This window comes from Clostridia bacterium (assembly GCA_014360065.1).
In the GTDB taxonomy this organism is placed as follows: domain Bacteria; phylum Bacillota; class DSM-521; order Neomoorellales; family JACIYF01; genus JACIYF01.
In genome coordinates this window covers 1-11,280 of sequence record JACIYF010000080.1, presented here as the reverse complement: position 1 = coordinate 11,280, position 11,280 = coordinate 1, and the positions used below count along the sequence as shown (strand labels likewise).

Genomic DNA, 11,280 nt, shown 5'->3' with positions numbered 1-11,280 from the left:
GACCTGCCGCTTTTCACCTGCTAACCGGCATAAAAACCTGGACCATACTGGGGTAAAATATTTTTGCTAGCACCGTTAAATGGCCTATCTATCGTTACTTCCGGACATCGCAAATGGCTTAAAACTTCTCCAGGGTTAAATCAGAGAAGTAACTGGCACATCGGCTTTTTTGCTCCGGGGTCATCCACTGTTCATAGCGGTAAGCAGTCTTCTTGCTCAGGTTGTCAGCTTTGGCCACCCACATGGGGTTATATGGCAACAGCGCTACCTTTTTCAGCCCAATGTCCTTTAGGAATTCAGCAATGACCCTAAGGTTTTCTGGCGTATCGGTTATTCCCGGAACCAAGGGTACTCGAGGTAGCACTGGCACTCGCCCATACTCTAGCAATGCCCTTAAGTTGCTCAGGATGAGCTGGTTGCTGCGACCGGTATACTTTCTATGGAGGTATGAATCCAAGATCTTCACATCAAAATAGATCAGGTCTAGGTAAGGAAGAACCGATCGCTGGAATTCCTGCTGGTAATAGTATCCAGAAGTCTCCAGAGCAATATGGATTCCTAGCGATTTGGCTCCCCTGAGAAAAGATTCCAGGTAGCGGGGGTAGAGAGTCGCTTCCCCTCCCGACAAAGTAACACCCCCGCCAGAATTGCGATAGAACGGAATATCCTTGGCTACCACCTCTAGAAGCTCATCTGGGGAGTAGTATTTACCTACGCGGCGCATCCCTAACCCTGGGCAGTTATCGGCGCAGGTGCCGCAGCGCTGGCACAAAGCCCGGTTAATGGGGGATGGATGGCGGTCAAGGTCGATTGCACCTTGCGGACATACCTGCATACAAGTACGACAAGCAATACAATCGCCAGGCGAAAACATGATTTCTGAGTAAGGGCTGATAGCCTCGGGGTTCTGGCACCAGACACAGGATAGCGGACAGCCCTTGAAGAAAATGGTGGTTCTAATTCCCGGGCCATCGTCTAAAGCATTGCGTTTAACATCGACAATTAGGGGCTTGGCATGTCGCGGTCTTGCCATGGGCTTAACCCCTTCCCGTCTAGCGCTACCTAGAATAAGGCTGCCCCCGACCCTACATTCTGTAAGGCCGGAGGGTTGGTTATTAGTGAGAAAGGTTGAACTCGGTTCTCTCAATGATCTCCTTCTGCATATCTGGGTTTAGCTCAACAAAATAGGCGTTGTACCCAGAAATCCGAACTAAGAGCCAGCGATAGTTTTCGGGGTGGACCATAGCATCCTTTAGCATTTCGGTGGTGACAATATTAAACTGCATCTGCATGCCGCCTAGTTCAAAGTAGGTTTTGGCATAAGCAGTTACCCGCTCAACAAACTCCTGGTGAGTATCCTGGGGCCCCGGGGCCACTTTGACATTGAAGGCGATGTTGTTGGGCATTTTAATAGGATCCAAACTGGAGATGGTCCGGATGCTAGGGAGCAATTGGTCCGATACTCCGGGCGAGGGGGTAATTCCTGGAGTGAAGGGTTTTCCTTTCCTTCGACCGCTGGGCAAGGCTCCCGACAAGGTGCCAAAAGCTACATGGTTGGACATGCTCCAGAAGCCGCTGGTGTACTTACCCCCGCGATAGTTCTCGTGACGCTGATATTCATCATAGATGAAATCGATGAGCTCCTGGGCTAGTTTCCTGGGTTCCTCGGCGTCAGTACCAAACTTGGGTACCTTGGTGAGGATACGGGTATGCAAAGCTTCGTAGCCGACAAAGTCTTTAGCCAAGGCATCAAGCAAGGTTTTCCAGTCTACTATTTTCTCTTCATAGATCAGCTGCTTAATGCTCATCAAGCTATCGATGACATCCGTAATCGACACTAGAGCCGCTCCAGAAGTATTGTAGCGGGCTCCGCCCTCAATCACGTCCTTCCCTTTCTCCATCGGCCCCTCAAAGAAAGACGATAAGAGGGGAGTTGGGTGCAAATACTGGTGGGCGGTACCAAGGAGGTTGTTATACTCGATGGATTGGTCAATCAAGAAACTAAGCTGTTTCTTGTAAGCCTCCTTGAAATCCTCGAAGAAAGGGAAGCTCTTGGGATCAGATGGATTCCCGGTCTTAGGTCCCACCTGCTCGCCAATTAGAGGGTGTACCCCGTTGTTCATAGCCATTTCTAATGCAGCTACCGTATTTAGAAGCATACAGTTGGTATGCCCGAAGTGTCGACCGCAGCTAGTAGGTTCCACGCACCCGGTAGCCTCCCAATCCCGGGCGTCTTCCAGGGAAAACCCTTGGTTGACCAAGGCCGGGATGATAACACTATCGTTGTGTAAAGATGGCGTAGCTGCAGTGATGCTATTGACCTCAATTAATCGCTTCAAGTATTCTTCCGAGTTTATCCCTGGGTAATAGCGGGCATTTACGTTGGGGTCACGTAAGGAAAGCATTTCGGTGACCTTGAGGAAAATGTAGGTCATATCGCAGACGGCACTCTCGCCGTTCCGGTCTACACCACCCAAAGTAAGGGCTTGGTCCGACGAGCTTCCCCCAAAGAGCCGGTTGCCGAGATCCGGTACGGTGGGCAAATGGTCGGCGCACTTGAGGTAGAAGCAGCCTACTAGCTCGATAGCCTTCTTTATGATCTCCTTTTTTTCTTGTTCGCTTTTGGCCTGCGCCACATCAGCTAAGAAATAGGGCTGCAGCCACTGGTCGAGTCTGCCTAGGGATAGTCCTGCGTTCATATTCTCCATATGCAGTGCCACCCAACAGATCCAGATACAGTTTATGGCCTCCTGCAGGTCGCGAGCTGGGTAAGCTGGCACCCGAGCGCACACGTCAGCCATGGTCTCCAACTCCTTTTTGCGCCGACTCTGTTCAGGATCAATGTCGCTAAGGTTCTGTGCCATCTCCCAAGCTTTCTGGCTTAGGTTATTGGCGTAATTGATTACCCCTTGCTGGGCAAGTTGTATGGCCCGATAAAAGTTACGCTCCTTTTCTGTCTGGGCCTTTTCTTCCTTCTCCTTAGCTTCACGAATGATATCAAGCAAGCCCCGGCTGAGAATCATGGGGAAATTGGGAATAGTATGGGAAACTGCATGGGGCTTCCAGGAGAAGTAGAGCACCCACCGCTGGTCAAGTTTCTGACATAGAGGGTTGTTGTATTTCCGGCGGGTATATTCCATGATGCAGCGATCAGCCCAGAAAGGAAACACTTGGTAATTCAATATGTCTACATCTTCAGCTGAAATCTTATAAGGATTTAGAGTCCGATCATCCACAGTTAGAAGCTCCGGCCACAAAGCCACGGCTCCAAATTCGGGGTACATTAGTACTCCGACTTCTTTGGTAGTACTAGTGCCAGCCAAAAGGTCCCAGTCCCAAATGATCGGTTGACGGTTGGTCAAAAGGTAATTTAAAGCCTCCGCCTGGCGCAATTCTGGATCCCGTTTCCGACCAGATGCATCTTTCTCGAACCCGTGCCTTAAGAAGTATTCAGTAATCAATCGGGGACGCTCGGTGCAGATTTCTCCAGTATTGACGTAGAGCCGTTCCCGGATAAACCTCAGTCGCGGAAAATCCTCCAAGCTATACTCGCTCAAGAAAGGCTCATCCAAAACTTTTACCTGGTCATGGGGATAGGATTTTAGGGTAGCTCGGTGGGAAAGGGGGTGCGAGGACCTGGCTTCAGGGTTATAACTGATAATTAAGTTGGGGTTGGGCTTTTTCTCGGCTAGCACCTTTCGTTTCTTTTTGCCCATCGTCATATCCTTAGAAATATGACCAAATTTGGCCAAGTACATCAGATTACCTTCAGTTGAAAGCTCATTTTCAAGCATCATGGTTAGAGGATCGGCTGGCTTGGTAATTGAAAATAGTCTCCTCATGCCCGCAGGGCTCTTGAAATTGAAGGTAAGATCAGGGCTCTCAATCTTACCCTTACCCACCCGCATACGACCATCCTCGAAAATGGCATAGACACAAATAGAATCATCCCGGGTTCGAAACTGGAACTTAGCGTTAAACACATACCGGTATTGTGCCGGTTTCTCATCAATGATGTTGCGCCTAAATTCAGGATTCACCTGGAAATAGAGCGACATAGCCCGAAGGATGGTAGTCACAAAAGTGCCGGTAGAAAACTCCTGAAAACGATCACTTAACCGCGCAGCTACACTCATTTTGACCTACCCCCTTATTTCAAGAAATCAGAGTTGGCATGAACTAGGCTTTGGCGCCGTTTACTTTATCCCACCTCCCTGGCGCCACTACCCTTCCCGTCGCTGCCTGCAGTATGGCCCTCACCGCCACCTAACTGCGGGTTAAAACGAAGCAGAAAATCATCCACCGCCTGAAAATAGAGCCTTCGAAAGTCAGCGCCTACTTCGGGCCATACTCGGGAACGGTAAAGAGATATGATTCCGTGGCATACACTGAACAGAACCTTGGCTAATGTGCTTGCGCTCATCCTCTCCTCTAGATAACCACCGGTTAGTGCCTCTTCTACCGCCTCAGTCAACAGCCTTAGGTTCTCCAGCGCTATTCTTTTCTCTTCCCAAGCCACACCTTCCATCTTGGTGCCCACGTAATCCAAGTACTTAGGCACCGGAAAGGAAAACATGATGTCATAATAATAAGGATACTCCAAGCTAAACCAATAGTAGATCTCCGCATACTTTCTTAAAGTTACCACTGGATTGGCATCCCGAGGCTGATTCCTTAAAAGTTCCAATAACATTTCAAAACCCTTTTTTAAGATGTCAAGATAGAGTGCATCTTTATCTGGGTAATAGTTATAAATGGTTGTAGGTGAGCAGCCGGCTTTCCTGGCAATTTTACGCATGCTCACTTCTTTATAACCGTGAGTATTAAATAGCTCTAAGGCCGCATTAAAGATCTTGCTTTTTGCTTGCTCTATTTGCCAGGCAGGTCTTTTTGTTCTTGCCATTAGTACCTCCAGGTCTTATGCTGATTTTTTAACGCTGTTAATTTTAACGCATTTCGGATAATTTGTCAATTAGGAGAAACTGAAGTTAGTGTCAACTCCAAGTGGGAAAAAGTTTAGTTGCAATTGTTAAAGTATAGTGTCAATCCGCAAATTGAATTGCCTCTTGATTCTTAAACCGGATTGCCTTGATCAGGCGGTGGCAAGACCGGTTTTCGCAGATTAAATTGCCCATCCCTACTCGGCTTTCGCAAATTACGTTGGCATTGGGGACATGGCGGAATGGGCTAAATAGGGAAGCCGGGGCACCAGGTTATGGCACCCCGGCTGTCGGTTTTAGCGTTCAGGTGAGAGTCTTTCTCTCGTAGGCTTGTATTTCCGCCCGCGCTTCCAGGAGCTTTTCCCGGAAGACGGTGGCAAACCAGGCGAGGCGATTTCTGGTCGGCGGGTAGGTTTTGGCCTTGTCCGCCACCTTGCAGACGGCCTCAATCATTTCTTTTCGGCTATAGCCGCCCCTTTGGGCTATCTTCAGGGCCAGGGGCAGGAGGTCGGCAAAGCCGGTAACCAGGAAGTACTCTTTAAGGCCGAGATTGGTGGGCATACAGAAGACCTCCTTTCAGATTTCCAGCTCCTTTTGCGCCTGGTAGACGATTTCCTGGTCGATGAGGGTATTTTTGCTTGAGGCGGCCGAAATCAGGCAGGCGGTAACCAGGTTGTTAATAAGGCGCGGTAACCCGTTGGTCGTGGCATAGATGGCCTCGAAGGCCTGGGGGGTGAAAATCTCTTCGTGGCACCCGGCTTTTTTTAAGAGGGTAAGGCAGTAATCCTTGATTTCATCCTTTTCCAGCCCGCGCATGAAGTATTTCACGGCCAGCCTCTGCCTTAGGGGATGGTTGACGTTCAGGGCGAGCTTGGTGCGGATCAGGCTTTGCCCAGCCAGGATGAGGATAAAGGGGTTATAGGAATCCCTGGCGAATCCCCACCTATGAAAAACCGCAACCCTGGAATAGGGGGATTTAAGCTGCAGGTTGAGGTGTTTCTGGCATCGTTTGCTCCTCTGCTGCGAGGGACGTAATTTTTTGCGGCAAACCGCCGTCAACTTTGTACGGCAGCGCCTTTTTGTGCATGCGACGCACCTTCTTTTGCCTCAGGTTCTCTTTGCGGTAGCAATATTCTGTGTTCTTCGTCAGCATGACCCAGATGATGGAGAGTTTCCTCGCTGCCGCCACAATGGCAATCTTATGGCCCCCCTTGCGCTTTAAGTAGAATTCCCGCAGGGCTCCTGGTTGCATTACCGCCTTTTGGGCAATCTGGATGAGGATCCAGCGCAGCATGCTCCGGCCGGCCTTGGTGATGTGTCCGGTGTACCTGGTCTTGCCCGACTGGTGCACCGAAGGTACCAGGCCGGAAAGACTGGCAAGCTTCTTGGCCGAGGGAAAACGCTTGATGTCGCCGATCTCGGCCAGGATAGTCAGGGCGGCCAGGACGTCTATTCCCGGTATACCTAAAAGAATGTTTATGCCCGGCAGGGCGATAGCCTTTAGGTTCAGCTCCTTCTCGATGGCCACGATCTCCGCCTCCAGGGCTTTAAGGTTTGAGGTAAGGACTATCTTTTCCACCTCGGGCAGCTCCTCTAACTCCCGGAGGAACTGCCGGCCCTTTACCCCAAAGAGGTCGCTTACCGGCACTCTTATGGCCTGGCGGGAAAGCACAGCATGGATGCGGTTCTTAAGGCTCACCACCTGCTTCTTTAAGGCCGCCCGGTGCTGGAGGAGGGTTCTTAATTCCCTTTCTTCTTTAGGAGCTACCCAAGAGGCGCATACGAAGTCAGCAGCCAACAGCCTGGCTAAAATCTCGGCATCCACCTTGTCCGTCTTGATCCTGGCCTCGGCGATGGCCCTGGTCCTCATGGGGTTGACCACAACCGCTTGTGCTCCGTGCCCGGCGAGGATATCATAGATCATGGAGGCGTTGCCGGTGGCTTCAAGGGCCACCTTGCAGTTGCCGTCAAGTTCCTTGGCGAACCGCTTCCACTCCTTCTTCTCGTTGGGGAAGCGGAACCGCCGGATGGTGTTGTTGAAATACCGCAATCCTGGTGACCTCCTTTTTGGATCTCGGGGTGCAGGTCAAGGTAGGGTCAACACTCACCTATCCGGGCTTTTTAGCCCACTTGGGCGGGTCGAAGGGGACGGCCAAACAGTTTGTCGGGCTCTAAGCCCATGGGGATACACGGCCGCCCTTGCCTGCACCCACCTCTTTTTGTATCCCACCCTAATAGATTAATTCGCCAGGGTTGCGGTTTTATCATGCCAACAGTTTGATGATTCTGATGATTCTGGGAGTGAAGCTGAGGCAAGGAAAAGGAAATCCTCCTTTCGAAGAGATAATCTTAGATGCCAAACCCGAAAGGAGGATTCCCATGAGTTTTAAACAACTTGTCAAGAACTTTATAACATGGTTTAAGGATTTGCGCAAGTCCCCGCGATCACTCAGCTAAAATCTAACCGAAGGGGAATCGGCTCACTCACGGCGAAATCTTACCGGAGGGGAGCGTTATGAGGATGTCACTTAAGAGCCGCCGTGAGTATCTGAATACCATACGTCAATGCTACCAGCAAGCCTCTTCTCGCAAGGAGAAGTCAGCGATCATCGATGAGGTGGTGCGAGTATTGGACTATCACCGCAAGTATGCCATTCAGGTCTTGAATGGCCCTGTACCGGCAACCAAACGGCCTTGTAGCAAACGGAGCCGGCCCCTTCAGTATCTTGAGGCACTCCCCACCATCCAGACGGTCTGGGAAGCCCTGGATTACCCCTGTGCGGAACGCCTCCACCCGGTACTCCTGTCTACCGCTGAACTGCTGGCCTTACATGGCGAACTGGTCCTGACACCTGAGATCCGTTGCCAGCTGGCCAAAATCAGCCGGCCTACCCTGGCCCGCCGCCTGGCCCGGTGGCGTTCGCCCAAGGTTAGCCGTACCTTGCCTCGTCCCAAGGTGAAAAGCCACCTCACCTCCCAAATCCCTATCGACCGCTACCAATGGAACGAGGACCGGCCGGGAGCCTTGGAGGTGGATTTGGTGGAACATAATGGCGGATCTTCTTTAGGCCACTTCGCCTACACCCTTACGGTGGTAGATGTGGTTTCTGGCTACAGCCGCCGCCGGGCGGTCCTGGGGCGGGGTCAGGCTGGTATATTCCGGGAGTTGGAGGCTATCTTCGCCGAGTGGCCCTCAGGCGTTTTTTGCCTCCATTCCGATAACGGCAGCGAGTTTATCAACGACCAGCTATCCCGCTTCTGTCAGAAACACGGCTGGTCTTTCACCCGCAGTCGCCCCTACCAGAAAAACGATAACGCCCACGTGGAGCAGAAAAACCGCCAGTACGTCCGGGAAATCGTAGGCTATGAGCGCTACGATACCCCCCAGGCTGTAGCCTGGCTGAATGAGGTTTACGCCTCTCTAGATCCCTACGTAAACCTCTGCCTGCCCATGCGCAAGGTGATCGCCAAAGAGCGACGTGGTGCGCATACCCACAAGTCATATGATACAGCCCGTACTCCAGTTCAACGCTTGCTGGACACAGGCGCGGTGAACCTTCCCACCTCAACTGACCTACGGCACCAGCTAAAGGACCTTAACCCCCTTGCCCTTCACCGCCACCTGGAAAGCCTGCTTGCCCAAGGACCATCGGAGGTGATGCCCCCGCCACAACCAGCGGTCATCTCGTAAGCGTTGGGTTAGATCCTTACATGAGTGAGCTACTTCCCCTGGGTAAGATTCTTAAATGAGTTGACACGCGACTCTGTCCGCCCTCCCCAGGTGGCTCCCCGGAACCCCTGGTCAGGGTACAGACTACGTACCGGTTCAGGTCTTCTTCTCCGGCGGCATCTCCAGAGCCCATTGTGGAGCCACCCCGGCATCCTGACCACCAGCTTTCCCGGGCAGTCTTCCGGCACCGGCTCGGGGACGGGGATGCCCTCTTCCAGAGCCGTCGCGAGCCATGCCCTTTTGGCGTCCTCGATCATCTCCGCCCCTGAGCTATGGTTTCTTTCGGAAGATTAAAGCTCTGGCGCTCCCCCGGTCTTTCCAAACAGGAACTGTTACCCGGCTGGGCCTATTCATGTATAATAGTTTCATGAAAACTTCTTAGGGGTGATCACTTTCATGAGCAAGGTCCCTCTGCAAGTATATCTCGACACAAGCATTCACGAACTGCTGAAGCTGGCAGCAAAAAAACAGAAGGTGTCCCAGTCCGACCTGGTGAGGAAATACCTCTACCGGGGCCTCATGGAAGACCTGGAAGGGCAGGACCCGGCTCTAGATATTATCGGTATGGGAGCAGGAAAGACCCCTGATCTGGCCGAAAGGCACGACCACTACCTGGCCCGAGGGGAAAAGGAGACCTGGGAGAAGTGAAGAAGCTCTTCGTAGACACTTCGGCCTGGGTAGCAACCGTTAATGCTCGCGACCAGTACCACCAGGCCGCCGCCGGTTTTTACCGGAAGGCTTGGAAAGAATATGACCAACTCCTGACCACCAACCTTGTAGCCGCCGAGACCTACATCCTGCTGCGCCTGGACTGCGGCCTGGATGCGGCCCTAGGCTGGTGGGAGAAGATAGCTGCTTCGCCCAGAGTGCAGATGCTTTATGCCGGTCCGGACATCACCTGGGAAGCCGTGAATCTCCTGCGGAAGTTCAAGGATCAATCTTTCTCGCTGACCGATGCTGTATCCTTTAAGGTCATGGAGCAGACGGGTACCAGGGAAGCTTTTGCCTTTGACTCTCACTTCAAGACAGCCGGGTTTACAGTTCTGCCCTAGCCGGGGAGGCAAGTGCGCTGGGAATCTGAATCTTATGCGACATTTTTTCGGCCCTTAGCAGGGCTTTTTGGGACACTTATGCGCAGTTTTTGGGGCAATAATGTCGCATAATGGTTATTATGCGACTGATTAGGAGGGGCGAGCCCCATCTTCTCGCCTACGAAAAGGTGTAATGCCCTTCTCAACTTCACCGCGGGATACCCGGGTGCAGGCTGCACTTTGCCACGTAGAAATGGCTATCAAAGCCGAAGACGTCGCCTATCTGCAACGTCTCTATCACCGCGAAGCTTACGGCATCCGTGTAGGAGAGCTTTTGATCCCGGTATTTCTCCAGGACTGCACGCCCCTTCTCGCAAATAGCCGCGTCGGGGTAGATTAGGGCGAGCGTCCCACTTTCCGAGGCCTTTTCGATCGCCTTGAGGAACCGTAACGCCAGGTTGAAATCACCGTGGTAGCGTAGCCAGGTGTAGGTTTCCGCCACCACCAGGAGAGTAGTAACCAGGTTCGCTCTTTTGCTCACTGACAGGTAAAAGGCCTTGGCTGCTTCGTGAAACCCATCCCGCTTATCCAGCAAAGCGATGAAGGCCCCTGTATCCACAAAGATCTTAGAGGGGCCGGGCGCCGCCATAGAGGTCCTCCTTGTAAGTTGTTGAGCCGGTGCCAGGACCGTCGAAAATCCCGATGATTGCGGCGAGCGGGTCCTCTTCGCCCCGTGCCCTCTTCTTGCGGACGGTCACAAAGGCGCTCAGCCGGCGGAGTAACTCTCTTTGCTCTCGGGGTGTGAGTTTCTTGAACTCTTCCACCATCCGGTCAACGGACATTTTTGGTTCCCCCTTCCACCTAAAAACCGGTGCTAAGTTAACCGAAATGTAGTCCGCAGTGGCCGAGGGTTCGGGAGCCGTCAGGCCGTCCTCGCGCGACCCCCCAGATGTGCAGCGCGATCGCCGCCGCCATCCGTTGCTTGGCCTCTTCCGGTGTTGCTCCGGTAGCGACGCACCCCGGAAGATCCGGTGAATAAGCGGAGTAGTTGCCGTCGGCTTTCTCGATTACCGCCAAAGAAGCGGTATCCGGTCAATCTCACCGCGCCCTTTTCACCTGCGGACTTTGCTTCTAGTTTACCACAACAGAAGAGGAAAGGGTTGTGACTTTCTCTTGGAGCCAGTTGCGTTGTGGACGTTTTTCGTCTGGCCGGATAAAGCTTATGCCAAGAAAGGGTGTTTTCCAGGCTAAGAGACAATGTTCCCAAGGTTGGTTTTGGCGTAAATAACCGCCGTGCCCCCTGCCATCCCCGCTAAAGGGCGCATTTATCCCTGGGAGCGCCTGTTGGTTATTTTATTGGCTCGGATTAAGCTCAGTCAGGCCGCCTTTACCAGGCTCCTTATGTTTATTGCTTGTTTTTCTCGGATCCGGCCCACCGCCATGGCCAGCATTAACATTAGCGCCAGCGTGCACCGTAACTTCATCTTTTTAAGGCCGCGGATGAAATGCTTCTCCAATCCATAGGCCCCATCCAGGCGGCTGTTTACCCTTTCTACCGCAGTGCGCTGCTTATAAAGAC

The 11,280-nt window shown here is 52.4% G+C and carries 11 protein-coding genes and 2 pseudogenes; 3 read left to right on the top strand and 10 right to left on the bottom strand.

Going from position 1 to position 11,280, the window contains the following annotated elements:
• Positions 1 to 118 precede the first annotated feature (118 nt).
• The 6 genes and pseudogenes from H5U02_10915 to H5U02_10890 all read right to left on the bottom strand — a co-directional run bounded on the left by H5U02_10915 (position 119) and on the right by H5U02_10890 (position 6,990).
• Positions 119 to 1,033: a glycyl-radical enzyme activating protein gene (locus H5U02_10915; GenBank protein MBC7342931.1), complete on the bottom strand. Its 915-nt coding sequence runs from the start codon at positions 1,031 to 1,033 to the stop codon at positions 119 to 121.
• 82 nt (positions 1,034 to 1,115) lie between these two features.
• On the bottom strand, positions 1,116 to 4,136 hold the full coding sequence (locus tag H5U02_10910) for a formate acetyltransferase (protein MBC7342930.1): 3,021 nt from the start codon (positions 4,134 to 4,136) through the stop codon (positions 1,116 to 1,118).
• A 65-nt stretch (positions 4,137 to 4,201) separates the two neighbouring features.
• Positions 4,202 to 4,903, bottom strand: a complete 702-nt coding sequence (locus H5U02_10905; protein ID MBC7342929.1) for a TetR/AcrR family transcriptional regulator — start codon at positions 4,901 to 4,903, stop codon at positions 4,202 to 4,204.
• 340 nt (positions 4,904 to 5,243) lie between these two features.
• Positions 5,244 to 5,501, bottom strand: coding sequence for a hypothetical protein (locus H5U02_10900; protein MBC7342928.1), 258 nt, complete (start codon positions 5,499 to 5,501; stop codon positions 5,244 to 5,246).
• 15 nt (positions 5,502 to 5,516) lie between these two features.
• Positions 5,517 to 5,867: pseudogene (locus H5U02_10895) on the bottom strand (AAA family ATPase).
• A 49-nt stretch (positions 5,868 to 5,916) separates the two neighbouring features.
• Positions 5,917 to 6,990, bottom strand: coding sequence for an IS110 family transposase (locus tag H5U02_10890; GenBank protein MBC7342927.1), 1,074 nt, complete (start codon positions 6,988 to 6,990; stop codon positions 5,917 to 5,919).
• 471 nt (positions 6,991 to 7,461) lie between these two features.
• Between H5U02_10890 and H5U02_10885 the strand changes: the two genes are divergently transcribed.
• The 3 genes from H5U02_10885 to H5U02_10875 all read left to right on the top strand — a co-directional run bounded on the left by H5U02_10885 (position 7,462) and on the right by H5U02_10875 (position 9,722).
• Positions 7,462 to 8,631, top strand: coding sequence for a transposase family protein (locus H5U02_10885; protein MBC7342926.1), 1,170 nt, complete (start codon positions 7,462 to 7,464; stop codon positions 8,629 to 8,631).
• A gap of 435 nt (positions 8,632 to 9,066) precedes the next feature.
• The gene (locus tag H5U02_10880) at positions 9,067 to 9,318 is read left to right on the top strand and encodes a CopG family transcriptional regulator (GenBank protein MBC7342925.1); all 252 of its coding nucleotides are present in this window, start codon (positions 9,067 to 9,069) and stop codon (positions 9,316 to 9,318) included.
• Complete coding sequence (locus H5U02_10875; protein MBC7342924.1) at positions 9,315 to 9,722, top strand: type II toxin-antitoxin system VapC family toxin; 408 nt, start codon at positions 9,315 to 9,317, stop codon at positions 9,720 to 9,722. The genes H5U02_10880 and H5U02_10875 overlap by 4 nt, the downstream gene beginning before the upstream one ends.
• A 187-nt stretch (positions 9,723 to 9,909) precedes the next feature.
• Here H5U02_10875 and H5U02_10870 read toward each other — a convergent pair whose 3' ends face one another.
• The 4 genes and pseudogenes from H5U02_10870 to H5U02_10855 all read right to left on the bottom strand — a co-directional run.
• Positions 9,910 to 10,350, bottom strand: coding sequence for a type II toxin-antitoxin system VapC family toxin (locus tag H5U02_10870; GenBank protein ID MBC7342923.1), 441 nt, complete (start codon positions 10,348 to 10,350; stop codon positions 9,910 to 9,912).
• A complete protein-coding gene (locus H5U02_10865; protein ID MBC7342922.1) occupies positions 10,328 to 10,543 on the bottom strand; it encodes a hypothetical protein in 216 nt (71 codons plus the stop codon). Before H5U02_10865 ends, H5U02_10870 begins: the two co-directional genes overlap by 23 nt.
• 39 nt (positions 10,544 to 10,582) lie before the next feature.
• Positions 10,583 to 10,778, bottom strand: a pseudogene (locus H5U02_10860) (type II toxin-antitoxin system HicB family antitoxin).
• A 299-nt stretch (positions 10,779 to 11,077) separates the two neighbouring features.
• A partial coding sequence (locus H5U02_10855; GenBank protein ID MBC7342921.1) for a DDE transposase occupies positions 11,078 to 11,280 on the bottom strand: 203 nt, incomplete at its 5' end.

Bases quoted from the DNA above. Each gene is read 5' to 3' on its own strand.
- H5U02_10915 (MBC7342931.1), bottom strand. From the start codon at position 1,033: ATGGCAAGACCGCGACATGCCAAGCCCCTAATTGTCGATGTTAAACGC.
- H5U02_10910 (MBC7342930.1), bottom strand. From the start codon at position 4,136: ATGAGTGTAGCTGCGCGGTTAAGTGATCGTTTTCAGGAGTTTTCTACC.
- H5U02_10905 (MBC7342929.1), bottom strand. From the start codon at position 4,903: ATGGCAAGAACAAAAAGACCTGCCTGGCAAATAGAGCAAGCAAAAAGC.
- H5U02_10900 (MBC7342928.1), bottom strand. From the start codon at position 5,501: ATGCCCACCAATCTCGGCCTTAAAGAGTACTTCCTGGTTACCGGCTTT.
- H5U02_10885 (MBC7342926.1), top strand. From the start codon at position 7,462: ATGTCACTTAAGAGCCGCCGTGAGTATCTGAATACCATACGTCAATGC.
- H5U02_10880 (MBC7342925.1), top strand. From the start codon at position 9,067: ATGAGCAAGGTCCCTCTGCAAGTATATCTCGACACAAGCATTCACGAA.
- H5U02_10870 (MBC7342923.1), bottom strand. From the start codon at position 10,350: ATGGCGGCGCCCGGCCCCTCTAAGATCTTTGTGGATACAGGGGCCTTC.
- H5U02_10865 (MBC7342922.1), bottom strand. From the start codon at position 10,543: ATGTCCGTTGACCGGATGGTGGAAGAGTTCAAGAAACTCACACCCCGA.